Genomic DNA, 20,180 nt, shown 5'->3' on the forward strand with positions numbered 1-20,180 from the left:
GGCAGCAAAACTCAGGTTCTTGCGGCACGCGCCGCGGCATGCGTGACGCGATGGATCAATCGCGCCGCGACGCGCGCGGTGACGTGGTCGCGGTCGAACGGCGGCGAGAGCTCCGCCACGTCCATGACCTTCACCTTGCCGGTGGCGGCGATGGCATCGAGCAGCGGTTCGACCACTTCCATCGGTATGCCGCGCGCGCTGGGCGCGCTGACGCCGGGCGCCATCGCATGCGGCAACGCGTCGAGGCAGAACGTGAGGTAGACGGCGTCGACGTCCGCCAGCCTGGCCTGCAACTGCGCGATGCGCGCCGGCAGGTCGAGCAGGCCCAGTTCGTCGTCGCGCACGTAATGCACACCCAGCTCGTCGGCGGTGTCGAACAGCACGCGCGTGTTCGCCGAGGTGCTGATGCCGAACACGCAGTAATCCAGCGGCAGGCCATGCGCGGCGGCGTGCTCGATCGCCTGCAGGAACGGCGTGCCGGAACTGGCGCGATCCTGCCTGCGCAGGTCGAAATGCGCGTCGAAGTTGACGATGGCCACGCGCGGGCGGCGCTCGCCCAGGTGCAGGGCCAGGCCCTGGTAGGTGGCGAACGCGATCTCGTGCCCGCCGCCAAGTCCCACCGGGAAGTGGCCGGTATCGAGCAGCGCGGCGAGTTTTCCTGCGTAGCGCAACTGCGCGCCTTCCAGGTCGCCGTCGGCTGCATCGACATCGCCTGCGTCGTAGAGCGGCGTGTCGTCCAGCAGCGGCAGGTTGGAAAGCATCCTGCGCAGCGCGGCGGGGCCTTCGGCCGCGCCCACGCGACCGCCGTTGCGGCGCACGCCCTCGTCGCTGGCGAAGCCCAGCACCGCCACGCCGGGCGCGGCGCCGGCCACCGGCTCGCGCACCCACTGGTGCCAGCGGCGCGTGGCGGGGCCTTCCGGCAGGTCGACGCGACCGCTCCAGCCGCCCACACCGGCGTTCATGGAAACACCCGAAACAGGCAGCGAACGACGTGATTCATGCATGACTCCCGTAGGTGATGCCGCGCATTGTAGTCGCCACGCTCGCATCCGCTTCACCCGCGCCGCCGCAGCATGCCTGCATGGCGAGGAAAAACGGCGAACGCATTCCCAAGCTGCGCCTGCGTCTGGCCACGCCCGGCGACGTACCGGCCCTGGTCGAACTCACCGCCCGCATCTACACGCCGGAAAACGGCTATTCCGCGGAAATGCTGCGCTCCCAGCAGACGCACTTCCCGCAGGGCCAGTTCGTGGTGGAGTATGAAGGCAAGGTGGTGGGCTACTGCGCCACCTTCCGCATCGACGAGGCCGCCGCGCTGGCGCCGCACACCTGGGTGCAGATCACCGCCGGCGGCATGGCCTCGCGCCACAAGCCGGACGGCAACTGGCTGTACGGCATCGAGGTGGTGGTGCACCCCGACTACCGCCGCATGCGCATCGGCCAGCGCCTGTACCAGGCGCGCAAGCGGCTGTGCATGGACCTGAAGCTGCGCGGCATCGTGTTCGGCGGTCGCATCCCCGGACTGGCGCGCAACATCCAGCGCTACGGCAGCGCCGAGGGCTACGTGCAGGCGGTGCAGGCGGGCCGCCGCCGCGACCTCACGCTGAGCTTCCAGTTGTCCAACGATTTCGAGGTGATCGGCCTGTTGCGCAACTACGTGCCCGCGGACCACGAATCGCTGGGCTATGCGGTGCACCTGGCGTGGCGCAATCCGCTGCTGCTCGACCAGCCGGACATTCCCTCGACCGCCTCCCCGCGCCAGTTGCCCACCACGGTGCGCGTGGCTTCGGTGCAATACCTGCAGCGGCGCATCGCCTCGTTCGAGGAGTTCGCCACCCAGGTCGAGTACTTCACCGACATCGCCGCCGACTACAACGCGGACTTCGTGGTGTTCCCCGAGCTGATCACGCTGCAGCTGCTGTCGATCGAGAACACCGAGCTGCCGGCCACCCGGGTCATCCGCCGGCTCAGCCAGTACACGCCGCAGGTGAAGGAGCTGTTCGGCCGGCTGGCCGTGCATTACAACATCAACATCGTCGCCGGCACCCATCCCACCGAGCAGGACAACGGCGACATCCACAACGTCTGCTACATCTGCCTGCGCGACGGCTCGATCCACGAGCGCGAGAAGCTGCACCCCACGCCCAGCGAACGCATCACCTGGAACATCTCCGGCGGCGACAGCGCCGCCACGGTGCCGACCGACTGCGGCCCGATCGGCGTGATGATCTGCTACGACAGCGAGTTCCCCGAGGTGGCGCGCCACCTGGTGGACCAGGGCGCGCTGATCCTGTTCGTGCCGTTCTGCACCGACGTGCGCGAGGGTTACCTGCGCGTGCGCTACTGCGCGCAGGCGCGGGCGGTGGAAAACCAGTGCTACGTGGTGCTCTCCGGCAACGTCGGCAACCTGCCCGGCGTCAACAATTTCGACATCCAGTACGGCCAGAGCTGCATCCTCACCCCCAGCGACTTCCCGTTCGCGCGCGACGGCATCGCCGCCGACTCCACCCCGAACAGCGAGACCGTGCTGTTCGCCGACCTGCACCTGGAAAGCCTGGCCAGCGCGCGCAACGCCGGCGCCGTGCAGAACCTCAAGGACCGCCGCTTCGACCTGTACGAGACGCGCTGGCTGCCGAGGCCGCGCTGATGCCGATGGCGTGGCGCAGTCTGCGATAATCGGCGGATGTCCGAGCCCGCGCCGAAGTCGTCCAACCCTCGTCTGCAGGCCCTGCTGGGCCACGAGTTCTTCGCCCCGATGCAGTGGAAGCGGCGCATCGCGCTGTGGAGCGGCGCGATCCTGGTGGCGCTGGCGGCGATCCTGTTCGCCAAGGCCAGCAACTGGGCCTATGCGCTGTTCCAGCACATCCTCGCGCATGGCGTGTGGATACCGCTGCTGATCACGCCGGTGGTGTTCGGGCTGCTGGCCTGGGCCACCGAGGGACGCCTGCGCGCCACCCGCGGCAGCGGCATCCCGCAAGTGATCGCCACCATGCACATCGAGGACGAGGGTTTCCGCGAACGCATGCTGGCCTTGCCGATCGCGGCCTGCAAGATGCTGCTGACCCTGATCGCGCTGACGGTGGGCGCCTCCATCGGCCGCGAAGGCCCGACCGTGCACGTGGGTGCGGGCCTGTTCTACTCGCTGGGCCGGCGCTTCGGCTTCACCGACCCCAAGGCCGCTTCGCGCTTCATCCTCGCCGGCGGCGCCGCGGGCATCGCGGCGGCATTCAACACGCCACTGGCCGGCGTGGTGTTCGCCATCGAGGAACTGGCCGGCACCTTCGAGCACCGCTTCAGCGGCCTGCTGCTGACCGCGGTGATCGTGGGCGGCGTGGTGTCGCTGGGCATCATGGGCAATTACTCGTACTTCGGCGAAGTGCAGGCCGACCTGCTGCTGGGCCATGCGTGGCTGGCGGTGCTGTTGTGCGGCATCGTCTGCGGCTTGCTCGGCGGCCTGTTCGCCCGGCTGGTCCTGCTCAGCCGCCACGGCCCGCTGGCCATGGTCGGCCGCTTGCGCGCACGCTGGCCGGTGCTGTTCGCCGCCGCTTGCGGACTGGCGCTGGCCGTCATCGGCGTGCTCTCGCACAACAGCGTCTACGGCACCGGCTACGACCAGGCGCGCGCCTTCGTGCAGGAGGCCTCGACGACGCCCGGCGAAAGCTTCGGCATCGTCAAGCTGCTCGCCAACGTGGTCTCGTACTGGGCCGGCATCCCGGGCGGCATCTTCTCGCCGGCGCTGGCCGTGGGCGCGGGCCTCGGCCACAACATCGCCCACCTGCTGCCGCACGCGCCGGAGGCGGCGGTGGTGCTGCTGGGCATGAGCGCCTACCTGTCCGGCGTCACCGGCGCGCCGCTCACCTCGGCGGTGATCGCGATGGAGCTGACCGACAACCAGGCCATGGTGATACCGATCATGGCCGCCTGCCTGCTCGCCCGTGCGGCGGCGTCGGTCTTCAGTCCCACGCCGGTGTACAAGGACTTCGCCGAGCGCATGGTGCGCGACTTCGAACACCAACAGATGCTGCACGCGCAGGCCGATGGCGAGGCGCAGCAATCCGCAACCGGCCATGCCGGCGCCACCAGCGCCTACGGCGAGCCCGTGGCGGCCACCGACGAGACGACGGGAGACCCATGATGGCGCCACGCTGGGACCTGCTGCTCACCCACGCCAACCTCGCGGGCGTTGCCGGTGACGCGCCGTTCGGTTCGATCGAGGATGGCGCGGTGGCCTGTGCCGATGGGCGCATCGCATGGGTCGGTGCCATGTGCGACCTGCCGCCCGGCGCGGAGGCCATGCGCATCGAAGACCTCGGTGGCGCCCTGCTCACGCCGGGCCTGGTCGATTGCCATACGCACCTGGTGTTCGGCGGCCACCGTGCCAACGAATTCGACATGCGCCTCAACGGCGCGAGTTACGAGGACGTCGCCCGCGCCGGCGGTGGCATCGTCTCCAGCGTGCGCGCCACCCGCGCGGCCAGCGAGGACGAACTGTTCGCGCAGTCGCTGCCGCGCGCCCGCGCCCTGCTCGCCGACGGCGTGACCACGCTGGAGATCAAGTCCGGCTACGGGCTGGACCTCGAAACCGAACGCCGCATGCTGCGCGTGGCGCGGCGCATCGGCGAATCGCTGGGCATCACCGTGCGCACCAGTTTCCTCGGCCTGCATGCGCTGCCGCCCGAGTACAGGGAACGCCGCGACGATTACGTGGCGCTGGTGTGCGACACGATGCTGCCCGCGCTGGCCGCCGAAGGCCTGGTCGACGCGGTGGACGCATTCTGCGAGAAGATCGCCTTCACGCCCGCCGAGACGCGCCGGCTGTTCGAGCGCGCGACACGGCTCGGCCTGCCGGTGAAGCTGCACGCGGAACAGCTCTCCGACCAGGGCGGCGCGGCCCTGGTGGCGGCCTTTGACGGCCTTTCCGCCGACCACCTGGAACATCTCGGCGAAGCCGGCATCGCGGCGATGGCGAAGGCCGGCACCGTGGCCGTGCTGCTGCCCGGCGCGTTCTACGCGCTGCGTGAAACGCAGCTGCCGCCGGTGGCCGCGCTGCGCGGACACGGTGTGCCCATCGCCATCGCCACCGATTGCAACCCCGGCACCTCGCCCCTGCTCTCGCTGCGGCTGGCCGCGAACATGGCCTGCACGCTGTTCCGGCTCACGCCGGAGGAAGCGCTGCGCGGCGTCACCGCGCATGCGGCCCGCGCGCTGGGCCTACACGATCGCGGTACGCTGGCCGTGGGCCAGCGCGCCGACCTGGTGGCGTGGAACGCGCAGCAGCCCGCCGAGCTGTGCTACTGGATCGGCGGCCCGCTCGTGCGGCAAGCCTGGATCGGCGCCCGCCCCCTGTAGGAGCGCACCCTGTGCGCGATGGCTCTGGCGCTTAGACCAAGGCGTGAGGCCATCGCGCACAGGGGGCGCCCTACAGATGCGCGGGCAGCCGTGCCAGCACGGCACCGAAGAAATCCGCCGGCAGCTCGGCATGCACCGGCACCCGCCACCAATGCGGCTGCACGAAGCCACGGCACTTCACCGCGTCCTTGTCGGTCATCAGCACCGGCAGTCCGTCGCCGAAGGCGAGTTCGGCGGCGGCGAAGGCATGATGGTCGGGGAACGCATGCTCGACCACGGCCATGCCCGCATCGCGCAAGGCGGCGAAGAAGCGCCCGGGATTGCCGATGGCAGCCACCGCATGCACCCGGCTGCCCGCAAACGCCGATAGCGGTTGCCGCCGCGCACTGTCCAGCGCCACCGCCTCGCCTCCCGCGAGTCGCATGGGATATTCGCCGGCCAGCGGCGTGCCGCCGTTGCACACGCGCAGGTCCACGCGCGCCAGCCGGCGCAACGGCTCGCGCAACGGACCGGCGGGCAGCAGATGGCCGTTGCCGAAGCGGCGCGCACCGTCGATCACGCAGATCTCGACATCGCGGGCAAGGCGGTAATGCTGCAAGCCGTCATCGGCGACCACCACATCGCAACCCTCCGCCACCAGCAGCCGCGCCGCCGCAGGGCGGTCGCGCCCCACGGCCACGGGCACGCCGCTGGCCTGGATCAGGCAAGGCTCGTCGCCCACCTCGGCAGGATCGGGGGATCCGCCCAGCAGCATCGGTTCGCGCTGCCTGCCGCCATGGCCGCGGCTCACCACGCCGGGACGGAAGCCCCGCGCGCGCAGCGCGTCCGCCAGTGCGATGGTGAGCGGCGTCTTGCCAGTGCCGCCGGCGGTGAGGTTGCCGATCACGATCACCGGCACGGGCAAGCGCACACCGTGCAATACGCCACTGCGGTACAGCAGGCGACGCATCGCCGCGAGCGCGCCGTACAGGCCGGCCAGCGGCCACGTCCACCACGGGCTGCTGCGCCGGCCGTACCACGCCTCGACGAGTTCGTCCGCGAGCGCCATGCGCGGGCTCAGTCGCTGCCCAGGTTCGCGTCGTGGAACTGCATGCGGTGCAGCGCGGCGTAATGGCCGCCCATCGCCAACAACTCGGCATGGCTGCCGCGCTCCACGATGCGGCCCTGCTCCATCACCGCGATCTGGTCGGCGCCCTCGATGGTGGAGAGGCGGTGCGCGATCACCAGCGTGGTGCGATCGCGCATCAGCTGCTGCAGCGCCTGCTGGATCAGCCGCTCGGACTCGGTATCCAGCGCGCTGGTGGCCTCGTCCAGCACCAGGATCGGCGCGTTCTTGAGGATGGCGCGGGCGATCGCGATGCGCTGGCGCTGGCCGCCGGACAGGCTGTTGCCGCGTTCGCCGATCTGGCTGTGGATGCCCTTGGGCAGGCGCGCGATGAACTCCATCGCGTTGGCGGCTTCGGCTGCAGCCACGATCTCGGCCTCGCTGGCGCCGGCCAGTTCGCCGTAGGCGATGTTGTTGGCCACGGTGTCGTCGAACAGCACCACGCTCTGCCCCACCCAGGCGATCTGCCGGCGCAGCGAGGCCAGGGTGTAGTCCTCGTAATTCTTGCCGTCCAGCACGATGCGGCCGCCGCTGGGTTCGTTGAAGCGCGGCAACAGGCTCACCAGGCTGCTCTTGCCGCTGCCCGAGCGGCCCACCAGCGCGGTGACCGTACCCGGCGCACAGTGCAGGTCCACGCCGCGCAACGCGGGAAAATCGTTGCGCGCGTAGGTGAGCTTCACGTCTTCGAAGCGCAGGTCGCCACGGGTGCGCACGAGTTCGCGCGTGCCATGGTCGGCTTCCGGCGGCCGGTCCATGACCTCGAACAGGTCCTCCGCCGCGGACATGCCGCGCTGGATGTTCGCCTGCACGTTGGCGAGCCGCTTTAGCGAGGGAATCATGGCACCCATCGCCGTCAACACGGCGATGAAAACGCCCGAGGAGATGCTGTCGATCACGCCGGGCCGGGTCCCCAGGTACACCAGCAGGGCCAGCGCGAAGGCCGATACCGTCTGTATGGCCGTACTCGAACTGGCGTTGGTGGCGGCGATCTTGAGGTTGAGCCGGCGCGCGCGGTGCGTCACCTCGTCGAACCGGTCCGCCTCATGCGACTGGCCACCATAGATGCGCACTTCGCGGTGCGCCCCCACCGACTCCTCCACCGTGCCGGTGACCGAGCCCATCGAATTCTGGATGCGCCGGCTGATCGCACGATAGCGCCGGCTCACCACGGCGGCGATGGCCGCCACCGCAGGAACCATCGCCAGCAGCGCCAGGGTGAGGTAGGCGCTGTTGTGCAGCATCACGTACAGCATGCTCACGACCGTGACGCCCTCGGTCACCGCCACCTTGATCGCGTCGGTGGACGCGGCCGCCACCTGCTCGCTGGTGTAGGTGATGCGCGAGATCTGCTGCCCGGACGGCTCGAATCCGAAGTACGACGCCGGCAGGCGCAGGTACGACGCGAAAACGTCGTGCTGCATCGACTGCACGATGTTGCGGCCGATATAGGAAATGCCGTAGCTGCTGACGAACGTGCCGATGCCGCGCACGGAGAAGATCGCCATGATCCAGATCGGCATCCAGAAGATCAGGTGCGGATCCTTGTTCTTGAACAGGTCGTCGAACATCGGGCGCAGCAGGTTGGTGAACACGGCCAGGCCACCGCCATCCACCGCCATGCCCACCACCGCGACGATGCCCACCGCCCAGTAGCGCCTGGTGTAGCCCAGCAGGCGCTTGTAGATGGCCCAGGTATGCGCGTCCCAGATCGCGGTCTTGCCGCTGCTCATTGCGCCTTGTCCGGCTGCGTCGGCGTGGTGGCGATGGACAGGTGCGTGAAGCCGAGCTGGCCCAGCGCGTCCATCGCGGTCACCACGCTCTGGTGCGAGGACAGCGCGTCGGCGCGTATCGCCACCGGACGGTCGTGGTCGCCGTTCGCGTTCTGCTCGATCACCTGCTTGAGGATTTCGATGCCCTCGCCCGGCACCGCGTCGCTGCCCACCCAGTAGCGGCCTTCGCGGTCGACCGTGATGGTGAGCGCGGGCGCGTTCATGTCGCGATCCTGCGCGCTGGCATTGGGCAGGGTGACCTGCATCCGCGCGTGCTGGACGAAGGTGCTGGTGAGCACGAAGAACATCAGCAGGGTGAGCAGCACGTCGATCAACGGCACCACGTTGATCTCGAACTCGTCCCGGCGGTGGTCGTTGCCGATGCGCATGGAATCAGCCTGCGGTCGGCGCGGCGGGCGTGGCTGTGCGGCGCACGCGCGGCGCGGTGGCCGGCGCGGGCAGGGTCAATTCGTCCAGCAGCGCGGTGGCCTGCTTTTCCATCTGCACGCAATAGCCCAGGATACGCGAGCGCAGCCAGCGGTGCAGCACGTAGGCGGGAATCGCCACGGTGAGGCCCGAGGCCGTGCAGATCAACGCCTCGCCGATGCCGCCGGCCATCTTCGCCGGATCGCCGATGCCACCGGCCATCACCTGCATGAACATGCGGATCAGGCCGATCACCGTGCCGAACAGGCCCAGCAGCGGGCCGATCAGCGCGATGGTGCCCAGCGTGCTGAGGTAGCGCTCCATCGAATGCACCACGTGGCGGCCGGTGTCCTCGATGCGCTCCTTGATGATGTCACGCGACTGGCCGCGCACCGCCAGCGCCGACGCCAGCAGTTCGCCCAGCGGCGAGCTGCTGGCCAGGGCCTGCAGGTGGCCGGGATCGAGCTGGCCTGCGTGCGCCCACTGGCGCACTTCCTCGCCCAGCCCCGGCGGCAGCACGGCGCTGCGCCGCAGCGTCCAGCAACGCTCCAGCACGATCGCCAGCGCCACCAGCGAGCACACCAGGATGGGCAGCATCGCCCAACCGCCAGCCATCAGGATATCGAGCACGATCGTTCCACCGGGCATCCACAACGAGAGGCCGCATCATAGCAGCCGGCCGGAATGGTTCCGTGGTGGAGGTGACAGTCAAGCCAGCCACCGGTCGTGGGCCGGAAGGGTCTTGCCGGTCATCCGGTGACCGGATGGACAGGCACGCTTGGCCGCTGCCGGATTCCGGCCTTCGCCGGAATGACGAGCAAAAGCAGGGTGTGCTTCAAGGCCGCTCGCGCCAGTAGCGCGGATCGCGCAGCCGCCAGCGCGCCGCCACCCGGGCCGGCCCGTCGCGGGGAAAGTCCAGCGCGATCGCGCCGTTGTCGGCGGTGTTCAGCACCGGCACGCCCGCCTCCGCGTAGCGCGCCAGCACCTCCGGCCTGGGGTGGCCGAAGCGGTTGCGCCAGCCGGCGGAGACGATGGCGAACGGCGGATCCACCGCATCGATGAAATCCGCGCCGGACGAAGTCTTGCTGCCGTGATGCGGCACCAGCAGCACCGGCGACGGGCCATCGTCCAGCGCCTCCGCCACGGCCGGCTCGACTTTCGAACTGATGTCCCCGGTGAGCAGGAACGCATTCCCCGTGCCCTCCACCAGCAGCACGCAGGAGCGGTCGTTGTCCTTGCCGCCCGCATCTGCCGCCGGGCTGAGCACGCGGAAGCGCACGCCGTCCCACACCCACGCCTGTCCAGCCGCGCAGGCCCGCATGGGCACATGCATGCGCGCGGGTTCGCCTGCATAGCGCACTGCCTGCGGGTATGCGGCCACCACGGCATCGGCGCCGCCGGCATGGTCGTTGTCCGCATGGCTCACCATCAGCACGTCCAGCCGTGCGATGCCCAGGGCCCGGATCGATGGCAGCACCGCCGCCTCGCCCAGGTCGTAGCCCGAGGGATAGCGCGCGCCGGTGTCGTACAACAAGACGTGGTCGCGGGTACGCAGCAGCACCGACAAGCCCTGCCCCACGTCCAGCACCCACGCCTCGAACGCACCTGCAGCCGGCTTCGGCAACGACGGCCACAGCAAGGGCAGGAACAACGCGAGGCCCAATGCGCGCAACGGCAAGCCGCGCGGCATGAACAGCCACAACGCGCCCAGCGTGGCCAGCAGCAATGCCCACGGCCACACCTCGGGCAGATACCAGTGCGCGCCCGGCCAGGTCGCCATGCGTTCCAGCAGCCACCACTGCGCGTGCGCGAGCCTTGCCGCCAGCCCCAGCACCGGTGCGGCCAGGGGCGGGCACAAGCCCAGCAATACGGTGCCCAGCAATACGCATGGCACGATGACGAAACTCACGAACGGCACCGCGACGAGGTTGGAGAGCGCCCCCACCAGCGAGGCCTCGCCGAAGAACCAGAGGGTCAGCGGCAACAGCGACAGCGTCATCAGCAGCTGGCCGGCCGTGAGCTCGTGCAGGAAAGCGCGCAGGCCACGACCTCGTGACTGCAGGCACAGCATCAACAAGGCCACCCCGGTGAACGACAACCAGAAGCCCGCCGCCAGCACCGACAAGGGATCGAACGCGAGGATCGCGATCACGGCCAAGGCCAGCGAATGCGCGCCATGGCCGCCGCGCCGCGAGCAGCGCGCCAGCGCCACCACCGCGATCATCAGCAGCGTGCGCACGGTGGGCAGGCCAAAGCCGGCCAGTGCGCCGTACGCTCCTGCCGCCAGCAAGGCAGCGGCGGCCTGCGCCTGCGCGCGCGGCAGGCGCAGGGCCAATCCCGGCCACAACAGGTACAGCGCGCCGACCAGCCACGCACCGATCACCGCCACCACGCCCACGTGGAAACCGGAAATCGCGATCAGGTGCGGAATGCCGTTGGCGCGCGCGACCTCCCAATCCTGCTGGCTCAAGCCACGCGTGTCGCCCACCGAGAACGCCCGCAGCAGCGCGGCATCGTGCGGATCGCCGACCCGCGCCGCGATGCCGCGCGAGACGGCATCGCGCACGCCGTCCACGCACCATGCCGCGCGGCCTGTCCGCGCATTGGCGGCATCCCCGCGCACGTAGCCGGTGGCCACGATGCGCCGTTGCAAGGCCGTACGCTCGCCGTCCGACGCACCGGGATCGAGCAGGCCGCGCGGTCGTTTCAGCCGCAGCGACAGGCGCCAGCGCTCGCAGGGAGCCAGCGGCGGCGCGTCGTCGTACCACGACACCATCGTGCGTCCGCGCAAGGGCACCGGTTTGCCGTCCAGCGTGGCGCCATCGACGTACAGCGCGAAGCGGGTGGCGTCCTCGCGCACCAGCGGCAATTCCGCGATGCGCCCGGTCACCGCGAAGTCGCGCCCCTCCAGGTCCCTCGGCAAACGCGCGTCCATCGCCCCCGCGCCGCAGGCCATCGCCCACGACACGCCCGCGCAACCGCACAAGGGCAACCGCCAGCGCGGCCAGCACCAGAAGGCCGCGGCCACAAGGAGCAACGACAGCATCGACAGCCAACGCGGCGGCAACGCCGGCAGCCATTGCACGGCAAGCACGCCAAGCAGCAGGACAGGCGCCGCCAGCGTCGCGGTGAACGGTTTGTCGAACGCCAGCGCCATGCTCCGCCCGATGCCGGATGGATCGCATCGAGGCTACCCCGCCTGCGGCGCGGTATCGGACGAAAGGCATGTAGGACTATGCCTTGCCGCAGGCTGGTCCAGGTTTACTTCACTCTTTGTTGGGACAACATGTCCGAACCTGCTTCGACTTCTACCTGCACGCACTCCAGAGGACCGACATGAAAGCCACTCGCCCCTTGATCGCCGTGCTTGCCTGCCTCTTGGGTACAGGCGTGTGTGCCGCCGGCACCAATTTCGCCCCCCCCACCAGTGTCAGCCTCTATGCGAAGCCAGGCATCGGTGCCGGGCAAAACTGCCTGGCCGGCGCGCAGACCGACGACGACGGCATGAACGAAAAGCCTGTGGTCTATCTCGAAAATTCGTCCGGCACCGCGGCATGGCATGTCACCTTGCCTTTACCCGCCCACACCTACCAGGCCAGGGCAACGCATTGTGTCGGCACGCCGTCTACGCTCTATGTGCTGGTGCAAGGCGACACGCAGTCCGAACAGACCATATCGCAGACGCTGCTTGAAATCGTCGCACTCGACCGTTCCACCGGCGCTGTCGTGACCTCAACGCCAATCGATGCACCGAACGTCGGCGCAGCCCACACGACATGGGTTGATGACGGCGACCAGCACTTCGTCTTGCAGGAAAACAGTTTGATCGTCACGGGAAAATACGCATTGCTTTCCAACCGGGATGGGCCCGTGGACTTCTCCCTGAAGGCTCCGATGAACCTGCATCCTTGAAGGGAAGCGCATCATGAACGAGAAGGAAAGCTTCATTGCCGGGTTGTATCCAGCGGCTGTTGAAGTCTCCAATGAAACCGGCATGGCCTGGCAAACCATCCTGGCCCAGGCCGCGCAGGAAACCGGTTGGGGACAACACCAGCTTCCCGGTAGTCACAACATCTTCAACATCAAGGCCGATCCCAGTTGGCACGGGCCGAGCAAGACATTCAATGTCTGGGAGATCGAAAACGGCCAGAAGGTCTGGAAGGATCAGTCCTTCCGCGTATATGGCTCCGACGAGGAAGCATTACGGGATCGTGTCGAGTTTCTGCGCGACAACCCGCGCTATGCCAAAGCCGGCCTGTTTGACGAAGGCACCAAGGGCAGCCTTGAAAAAGAATCGGCCGCCCTGCAACAAGCGGGCTATGCCACCGACCCACACTACGCCGAAGGCTTGGTGCGCGTGTTCAATAGCCCGACCATGCAGAACGCCATCAAGGCAGCGCAAACACTGGAGGCAACCGGATACCACTCGCCGGATAGTCAGCTACATCAGCAAGCGATCCTGGAGCAAGGCACCCACGGCACGGCTGTCACCGCCCTGCAAGCTGACCTGGCGAAGTTGGGTTACGGCCAGGATCGAGGCCAGCCCCTCGAAGCCGACGGCGACTTCGGCATCCAGACACGCCATGCCGTGGAACGCTTCCAGCACGACCATCATCTTGCTGTGGATGGCAAGGCCGGCCCGCTGACGCAGCAAGCCATGCGCTCGGCGTTGCAATCGCATACCCGACAGGACGCCCTCCATCATTTGGGCGATCCGCGCAATCCCGATCATGCCCTGTACGAACAGGCGCTGGCGGGTGTGAGCAAGCTTGATGCGCAACATGGCCGCACTGTTGATGGGCAAAGCCATAACATAGCCGCCGCACTGGTCGTCGAGGCCAAACGTGAAGGCATGACACGCATCGACCAGGTAGCCCTTGGGGACGGCAACAGCAGGGTCTTCATCGTCCAGAAGGCCGGTTCACTCATGGAGACCGACAAGTACGGCGCTGTCGATACGGTCAAGGCCACGCAAACGGCAATGGCGCAAAGCTCCGATCTCGCCGCCGCTATCCAGCCGCCCGTCACCACTCCCACACCAGGCGTTCAACCGACCGCGCCATCCCAGGCCATGGTCATCTGACTTTCCTGACTTCGAAAAGTGAGGCGGTCAAACCTCACCCGCGTGCCTGCTCCCGCAACACCCCTTCATGCAACACCAGCGTGCGATCCATCCGCGCCGCCAGTCGCGTGTCATGCGTGACCAGGATGAAACTGGTACCCACTTCGCGATTGAGCTCCAGCATCAGCTCGTAGACCTGCGCCGCGTTGCCTTCGTCGAGGTTGCCGGTGGGTTCGTCGCCCAGCACGCAGGCCGGCTTGGTCACCAGCGCACGCGCCACCGCGCAGCGCTGGCGCTCGCCGCCGGAGAGCTCGGCCGGCTTGTGGTCAAGGCGCGCGCCGAGACCCACCCGCTCCAGCAATGCCGATGCCTGCCTGCGCGCATCGGCAATCGCCGTGCCGCGGATCAGCAGCGGCATGCACACGTTCTCCAGCGCGGTGAACTCGGGCAGCAGGTGGTGGAACTGGTAGACGAAGCCCAGCGAACGGTTGCGCACGCGGCCGCGCTCGGCGTCGGAGAGTCTGGAGAGCTGGCGGCCATCCACCTCCACCTCGCCCGCGCTCAACGTGTCCAGGCCGCCCAGGATGTGCAGCAGGGTGCTCTTGCCGGTGCCGGAGGCACCCACGATGGCCATGGTCTCGCCGCGCTTCAGCTCGAAGCTGACGTCGGCGAGCACCTCGGTGCGCAGGCCGCCTTCGGCATAGGTCTTGGCCACGCGGGTGGCGCGCAGCACGGGCCCGCTCGACAAAGGTATGTTCGACGGCATCGGGTTCTTCTCACTCATAGCGCAGCGCCTGCGCCGGCTGCGTGCGCGAGGCGCGCCACGCGGGATACAGGGTGGCCAGCAGCGAGAACGCGAAGGTGACCAGCGCCACCCAGCCCACGTCGCTCCAGTCCAGCCGGCTGGGCACCTCGCTGATGTAGTACACGTCCGGCGAGAGGAACTGCACGTGGAACACGTGCTCGATCCACTTGACGATGCCCGGCAGCTTCCACGACAGCAGCGCGCCCAGCCCGACGCCGATGCCGATGCCGACCAGGCCCACCAGCACGCCCTGTACCATGAACATGGCCATGATGCTGCGCGGCGTGGCGCCCAGGGTGCGCAGGATGGCAATGTCGGCCTGCTTGTCGGTGACCAGCATCATCAGCATCGAGATCAGGTTGATCACCGCCACCAGCACGATCAGCGAGAGGATGATGAACATCACCAGCTTCTCCATCGACAAGGCGGAGAACAGGTTGGCGTTGTCCTGGTCCCACGTCCGCACCTGGTAGACCGGCCCCAGCTGGTCGGCCAGCTCGTGCGCCACCGGGCGGGCGTTGAAGAGGTCGTCCAGCTTCAGGCGGATGCCGCTGGGACCGTCCAGGCTGTTGAGCTTCTCGGCATCCTGGATGTTGACCAGCGCGAGGCCGGAGTCGAACTGCTCCATGCCCATGGTGAAGGTGCCCACCACGTGGAAGCCGCGCATGCGCGGCACGCCGCCGAACGGGGTGGCGCGCATTTCCGACACCGCCATCACCACCTGGTCGCCCACGCCCACGCCAAGCTGGGTGGCGAGATCCTGCCCCAGCACGATGTTCCAGCTGCCCGGCGTGAGTTCGTCGAGCTTGCCGTGCACCATGTGCTGGCCGATGTCGACCACCCTGGGTTCCAGCGCGGGATCGATGCCGCGCACCATCGCGCCGGCCGTGGCCCGGCCCTGCAGCAGCGCCTGGATTTCCACGTAGGGCGCGGCACCCTTCACGTGCGGGTTGGCCTGGGCGGCTTTCAGTGCAAGCGGCCAGTCCTCCATGCCCTGGCCGATGCCGGAGATGGTGGCGTGCGAGATCGCGCCGAGGATGCGCGTCTTCATCTGGTAGCCGAAGCCGTTCATCACCGACATCACGGTGATGATCGCGATCACGCTCATCGAGATGCAGACGATGGAAACGGCCGAGATGAAGGAAATGAACTGGTTGCGACGCTTGGCTCGGGTGTAGCGCAGGCCGATGAAAAGCTCTAGCGGTCGGAACATGGGCAGGTCGCAATAGGAAGTGATGGGCGGCGCGCCCGAAGGAGCCGGCATTATCCGGCATTCGCACAGACAACGCAGGCAAGGCGAAGTGCCCGCGTGGAAAAGGTTCAGATGCGCGCGGCAGCCTGCCCCGCCTGTACCGTGGCGAGGCGCATGCGCAGGCGGCGCCGGGTGTCCGCGTCGCTGTTGTCGGGCGCCAGCAGCAACACCTGTTCGCCCAGAGCAGCCGTGCGCAGGCGCAGCAGGATGCATGCGCCCAGCACGCGGAACGAGGCCAGACGGGCCGGCGCGTCGCTGCGGTCGGCAAGGTGCAGGCTCCAGCCGCCTTCGCCGCTCCAGCCTGCAGCCATCACCGGCGAAGCCCGATGGCGGCGCACGGCGTGGAATACCAGTGCGACCGCCAGCACGGCCAGGATGAGCTTCAACCAGGTCGGCAGCCCGCAAGAAGCGATGGCGAGCAGCACCAGCATCGCCAGCGACCACAGCAGTCGCGGCAGCCAGTGCGAGGGACGGTATTCAAAGCCGATGGCGGGCGCGGATGTCATCGATGATCGCCTGCCAGTCCGCGCGCGGCGCCTTCGCGTGTCCCATCACCCAGTCCCACAGGTCTGGGTCCTGCACGTCGAGCAGTTCGTCGAAGGCCTGCTGCTGCGCCTCGTCGGCATGCGGGAAGGCTTCGTCCAGCCAGCCGCCGAACAGCGCGTCGAGCTCGCGGGTGCCGCGGCGGGTGCGCCAGCGGAGGCGTTTGATGCGGGCAGCTTCCATGGGGCAATGCGCGCGAAGCGCCTCCTTTGCCTCCTCTCCCTGCGGGGAGAGGATTGAGGTGAGGGGCCAATCTTGCGGAATGGTTATTCCGGAAAGAGTGCTTTGATTGGCCTTCCCGCAAGCACCCGCCCCTCATCCGCCCTGCGGGCACCTTCTCCCCGGCGGGGAGAAGGGAAGATGTCTCTTACGCGCGGCGCTCCACCATCAGCTTCTTGATCTCCGCGATTGCCTTGGCCGGGTTCAACCCCTTCGGGCAGGTGCGCGCGCAGTTCATGATGGTGTGGCAGCGGTAGAGCTTGAACGGGTCTTCCAGGTCGTCCAGGCGCGCGCCGGTGTCCTCGTCGCGGCTGTCCACGATCCAGCGGTAGGCCTGCAGCAGGATGGCCGGGCCGAGATAGCGGTCACCGTTCCACCAGTAGCTCGGGCAGCTGGTGGAGCAGCAGGCGCACAGGATGCACTCGTACAGGCCGTCGAGCTTCTTGCGGTCTTCCGGCGACTGCAGGCGCTCGCGGTCCGGCTTGGCGCTCTGCGTGCGCATCCACGGCTTGATCGAGGCGAACTGCGCGTAGAAATGCGTGAGGTCGGGCACCAGATCCTTCACCACCGGCATGTGCGGCAGCGGGTAGATCTTCACGTCGCCCTTGGCCACGCTGTCCACGGCGCAGATGCATGCCAGCGTGTTGGTGCCGTCGATGTTCATCGCACACGAACCGCAGATGCCCTCGCGACAGGAGCGGCGCAACGTGAGCGTGGGGTCGATCTCGTTCTTGATCTTCAGCAGCGCGTCCAGGACCATCGGGCCGCACGCGGCCATGTCCACCTCGTAGGTGTCGATGCGCGGGTTCTGGCCGTCGTCCGGGCTCCAGCGATAGATGCGGAAGGTACGAGGCTTCTTCGCATCCTTCGCCGGGAAGTGCTTGCCGGGCTGGATCTTGGAATTCTTGGGTAGCGAAAACTCTGCCATATGCTGAACCCTTCAATCTTGCATGTAGGAGGGGCTTCAGCCCCGATCACTGCCTGATGCGGATACCGGTCGCGGCTTGAAGCCGCTCCTACGGACGATCAATAGACGCGCTTCTTCGGCGGCACCACCTCGACCTCGTCGGTCAGGGTGTACATGTGCACCGGGCGGAAGTCGAAGCCAACCTTGCCGTCCTCGTCCACCTTGACCATGGTGTGCTTCTGCCAGTTGTGGTCGTCGCGGTCGGGGAAATCCTCGCGCGCGTGGGCACCGCGGCTCTCGGTGCGCTGCTCGGCAGAGTGCATGGTGCCCACCGCCTGGTCGAGCAGGTTGGCCAGCTCCAGCGTCTCGATCAGGTCGGAGTTCCACACCAGCGAGCGGTCGCTGGTACGCACGTGCTTGAACGACTCGTGCACGGCGTCGATCTTGGCGCAGCCTTCCTTCAGCGTCTCGCCGGTGCGGAACACCGCGGCGTCGGACTGCATGGTGCGCTGCATGTCGAGGCGGATCTTCGCGGTCGGCAGTTCGCCGTCGGCATGGCGCAGGCCGTCGAAGCGGGCCAGCGCCTTGTCCAGTGCACTGGCCGGCAGGTCCTTGTGCGCCAGGCCGGGCTTGATCAGCTCGGCGCAGCGGTGTGACACCGCGCGGCCGAACACCACCAGGTCGAGCAGCGAGTTGGAACCCAGGCGGTTGGCGCCGTGCACGGACACGCAGGCCGCCTCACCGATGGCGAACAGACCCGGCACCACGGCATCGACGTCGTCGCCCTTCTTCTGCACCACTTCGCCGTGGTAATTGGTCGGGATGCCGCCCATGTTGTAGTGCACGGTGGGCAGGATCGGGATCGGTTCCTTGGTCACGTCCACGCCGGCGAAGATGCGCGCCGACTCGGCGATGCCTGGCAGGCGTTCGTGGATGACCTCGGGGCCGAGATGCATCAGGTTGAGGAAGGCGTGGTCCTTGTGCTCGCCCACGCCGCGGCCTTCGCGCACCTCGATGGTGATGGCGCGGCTGACCACGTCGCGCGAGGCCAGGTCCTTCGCGCTCGGTGCATAGCGCTCCATGAAGCGCTCGCCATTGGAGTTGGTGAGGTAGCCGCCTTCGCCGCGCACGCCCTCGGTGATCAGGCAGCCCGCGCCGTAGATGCCGGTGGGATGGAACTGCACGAACTCCAGGTCCTGCAGCGCCAGGCCCGCGCGCAGCACCATGCCGCCGCCGTCGCCGGTGCAGGTATGCGCCGAGGTGGCGCTGAAGTAGGCGCGGCCGTAGCCGCCGGTGGCCAGCACCACGGCCTGGCCGCGGAACAGGTGCAGCGTGCCCTCGTTCATGTCGAGGGCCAACACGCCGCGGCAGACGCCTTCGTCGTCGAAGATCAGGTCGATCGCGAAGTATTCGATGAAGAAGGTCGCGTCATGCGCCAGCGCCTGCTGGTACAGCGTGTGCAGGATGGCGTGGCCGGTGCGGTCCGCCGCGGCGCAGGTGCGCTGCGCGGTGCCCTTGCCGTAATGCGTGGTCATGCCGCCGAACGGGCGCTGGTAGATGCGGCCTTCGTCGGTGCGCGAGAACGGCACGCCGTAGTGTTCCAGCTCGTAGATCGAGGGGATCGCCTCGCGGCACATGTACTCGATCGCGTCCTGGTCGCCCAGCCAGTCCGAACCCTTGATGGTGTCGTAGAAATGGAAGCGCCAGTCGTCCTCGCCCATGTTGCCGAGCGCGGCGGCGATGCCGCCCTGCGCCGCGACAGTGTGCGAGCGGGTCGGGAACACCTTGGTGATGCACGCGGTCTTGAGGCCCTTCTCGGCCAGGCCGAAGGTGGCGCGCAGGCCCGCGCCGCCGGCGCCGACCACGATCACGTCGAACTTGTGCTGCTGGATCTTGTAGCTTTCCACGGTCTCAAACTCCCAATGCGATGCGCAGCACGGCCAGCACGCCCGCGAGCGCGCCCAGCACCGCGAGGAACTTGATCGCCACCAGCAGGACCACTTCCTTCCAGCGGGTGTGCACGTAGTCTTCGATCACCACCTGCAGGCCGAGCACGGCGTGCCAGAACATGGTGACCACGAACAGGATCAGCAGCAGCGCATTCCACGGCTTCGCCACCGCGGCTTTCGCCGTGGCGTAGTCGGCGTGCGTCAGCGACAGCACGGTGAACACGAACCACAGGCCGAGCAGGATCAGCGCGGCGGCGGTGACGCGCTGCGTCCACCAGTGGCCCACGCCCGACTGCGCGGAGCCGAAGCCGCGCGCACGCTTCAACGGGTTGCGCAGGTCTTTCGCATTCGCGCTCATGCGGCACCTCCACAGGTCAGCACGCAGGCCCAGACGACGACGACCAGCAGCAGGCTGACGATCACCGACAGCCAGCTCGAACGCACGAACTGCGGGATCGCATAACCCGCGCCGGCGTCCTGCAGCAGGTGACGGGTGCCGTTGCACAGGTGGTAGAACAGCGCCCAGCTCCAGCCGACCAGCAGGACCATGCCCAGCGGGCTGCCGATGCAGACCTTGAACTGGTCGAAGGCGGCTTCGCCGGCGGCCAGCGAGAGCAGGCCCCACACCACCAGCAGCGTGCCCACGGCCAACGCGATGCCGGTGGCACGATGCAGGATGGAGGTCACCATCTGCACTTGCCACTTGTAGATCTGTATGTGCGGAGAGAGCGGTCGTCGCGTGTCTGCCATGGCGGCTATCCTGAAGTGGAATCGCTGAAGCTGCCTGCCAAGCC

General features: G+C 68.0%; 19 protein-coding genes. 5 read left to right on the plus strand and 14 right to left on the minus strand.

What is annotated here, in order from left to right; genetic code table 11:
* Positions 1-11: 11 nt before the first annotated feature.
* The gene (hutG, locus tag IHE47_RS03400) at positions 12-962 is read right to left on the minus strand and encodes a formimidoylglutamase (RefSeq protein WP_192104257.1); all 951 of its coding nucleotides are present in this window, start codon (positions 960-962) and stop codon (positions 12-14) included.
* A gap of 119 nt (positions 963-1,081) precedes the next feature.
* On the opposite strand from hutG, the gene IHE47_RS03405 reads away from it, so the two are divergent.
* Genes IHE47_RS03405 through hutI form a run of 3 tightly spaced genes read left to right on the plus strand, consistent with a single transcriptional unit; the run spans position 1,082 to position 5,349 of the window.
* Entirely contained in the window at positions 1,082-2,647 is a 1,566-nt protein-coding gene (locus IHE47_RS03405; protein WP_192104259.1) for a carbon-nitrogen hydrolase family protein, read from the plus strand.
* A 36-nt stretch (positions 2,648-2,683) separates the two neighbouring features.
* Entirely contained in the window at positions 2,684-4,135 is a 1,452-nt protein-coding gene (locus IHE47_RS03410) for a chloride channel protein (RefSeq protein ID WP_192104261.1), read from the plus strand.
* Positions 4,132-5,349 (plus strand): imidazolonepropionase, encoded by a 1,218-nt coding sequence (gene hutI / locus IHE47_RS03415; RefSeq protein ID WP_192104263.1) that lies wholly within the window; start codon positions 4,132-4,134, stop codon positions 5,347-5,349. The genes IHE47_RS03410 and hutI overlap by 4 nt, the downstream gene beginning before the upstream one ends.
* A gap of 70 nt (positions 5,350-5,419) precedes the next feature.
* Here the strand turns inward: hutI and lpxK are convergent, their stop codons facing one another.
* The 5 genes from lpxK to IHE47_RS03440 form a co-directional block, all read right to left on the minus strand.
* The gene (gene lpxK / locus IHE47_RS03420) at positions 5,420-6,397 is read right to left on the minus strand and encodes a tetraacyldisaccharide 4'-kinase (RefSeq protein ID WP_192104265.1); all 978 of its coding nucleotides are present in this window, start codon (positions 6,395-6,397) and stop codon (positions 5,420-5,422) included.
* A gap of 8 nt (positions 6,398-6,405) precedes the next feature.
* Positions 6,406-8,184: a lipid A export permease/ATP-binding protein MsbA gene (msbA, locus tag IHE47_RS03425; protein WP_192104268.1), complete on the minus strand. Its 1,779-nt coding sequence runs from the start codon at positions 8,182-8,184 to the stop codon at positions 6,406-6,408.
* Positions 8,181-8,612 (minus strand): biopolymer transporter ExbD, encoded by a 432-nt coding sequence (locus IHE47_RS03430; RefSeq protein ID WP_192104270.1) that lies wholly within the window; start codon positions 8,610-8,612, stop codon positions 8,181-8,183. The genes msbA and IHE47_RS03430 overlap by 4 nt, the downstream gene beginning before the upstream one ends.
* A gap of 4 nt (positions 8,613-8,616) precedes the next feature.
* Positions 8,617-9,279, minus strand: coding sequence for a MotA/TolQ/ExbB proton channel family protein (locus tag IHE47_RS03435; protein WP_343227427.1), 663 nt, complete (start codon positions 9,277-9,279; stop codon positions 8,617-8,619).
* 205 nt (positions 9,280-9,484) lie between these two features.
* Positions 9,485-11,806, minus strand: coding sequence for a DNA internalization-related competence protein ComEC/Rec2 (locus tag IHE47_RS03440; protein WP_192104272.1), 2,322 nt, complete (start codon positions 11,804-11,806; stop codon positions 9,485-9,487).
* 179 nt (positions 11,807-11,985) lie between these two features.
* Between IHE47_RS03440 and IHE47_RS03445 the strand changes: the two genes are divergently transcribed.
* Together IHE47_RS03445 and IHE47_RS03450 are read left to right on the plus strand one after the other, a co-directional pair.
* A complete protein-coding gene (locus IHE47_RS03445; protein WP_192104274.1) occupies positions 11,986-12,561 on the plus strand; it encodes a hypothetical protein in 576 nt (191 codons plus the stop codon).
* Between the two features lie 13 nt (positions 12,562-12,574).
* On the plus strand, positions 12,575-13,732 hold the full coding sequence (locus IHE47_RS03450; protein WP_192104278.1) for an XVIPCD domain-containing protein: 1,158 nt from the start codon (positions 12,575-12,577) through the stop codon (positions 13,730-13,732).
* 34 nt (positions 13,733-13,766) lie between these two features.
* Here the strand turns inward: IHE47_RS03450 and lolD are convergent, their stop codons facing one another.
* The 8 genes from lolD to sdhC all read right to left on the minus strand — a co-directional run bounded on the left by lolD (position 13,767) and on the right by sdhC (position 20,136).
* Positions 13,767-14,495, minus strand: coding sequence for a lipoprotein-releasing ABC transporter ATP-binding protein LolD (lolD, locus tag IHE47_RS03455; protein ID WP_225561596.1), 729 nt, complete (start codon positions 14,493-14,495; stop codon positions 13,767-13,769).
* Positions 14,488-15,729, minus strand: coding sequence for a lipoprotein-releasing ABC transporter permease subunit (locus tag IHE47_RS03460; protein WP_192104280.1), 1,242 nt, complete (start codon positions 15,727-15,729; stop codon positions 14,488-14,490). Before IHE47_RS03460 ends, lolD begins: the two co-directional genes overlap by 8 nt.
* Before the next feature lie 107 nt (positions 15,730-15,836).
* Complete coding sequence (locus IHE47_RS03465; RefSeq protein WP_192104283.1) at positions 15,837-16,274, minus strand: protein YgfX; 438 nt, start codon at positions 16,272-16,274, stop codon at positions 15,837-15,839.
* Positions 16,246-16,494 carry a succinate dehydrogenase assembly factor 2 gene (locus IHE47_RS03470; RefSeq protein ID WP_192104285.1) on the minus strand — a complete coding sequence of 83 codons (249 nt, stop codon included), beginning with the start codon at positions 16,492-16,494 and terminating at the stop codon, positions 16,246-16,248. Before IHE47_RS03470 ends, IHE47_RS03465 begins: the two co-directional genes overlap by 29 nt.
* Before the next feature lie 184 nt (positions 16,495-16,678).
* Positions 16,679-17,458, minus strand: coding sequence for a succinate dehydrogenase iron-sulfur subunit (locus IHE47_RS03475; protein WP_192104287.1), 780 nt, complete (start codon positions 17,456-17,458; stop codon positions 16,679-16,681).
* A 98-nt stretch (positions 17,459-17,556) separates the two neighbouring features.
* Positions 17,557-19,344 (minus strand): succinate dehydrogenase flavoprotein subunit, encoded by a 1,788-nt coding sequence (sdhA, locus tag IHE47_RS03480; protein ID WP_192104289.1) that lies wholly within the window; start codon positions 19,342-19,344, stop codon positions 17,557-17,559.
* Between the two features lie 4 nt (positions 19,345-19,348).
* A complete protein-coding gene (gene sdhD / locus IHE47_RS03485) occupies positions 19,349-19,744 on the minus strand; it encodes a succinate dehydrogenase, hydrophobic membrane anchor protein (protein WP_192104291.1) in 396 nt (131 codons plus the stop codon).
* A complete protein-coding gene (gene sdhC / locus IHE47_RS03490) occupies positions 19,741-20,136 on the minus strand; it encodes a succinate dehydrogenase, cytochrome b556 subunit (protein WP_192104293.1) in 396 nt (131 codons plus the stop codon). Before sdhC ends, sdhD begins: the two co-directional genes overlap by 4 nt.
* Between the last annotated feature and the right edge of the window lie 44 nt (positions 20,137-20,180).

It is taken from the genome of Rhodanobacter sp. DHB23 (assembly GCF_014842975.1).
Taxonomy (GTDB): Bacteria; Pseudomonadota; Gammaproteobacteria; order Xanthomonadales; family Rhodanobacteraceae; genus Rhodanobacter_A.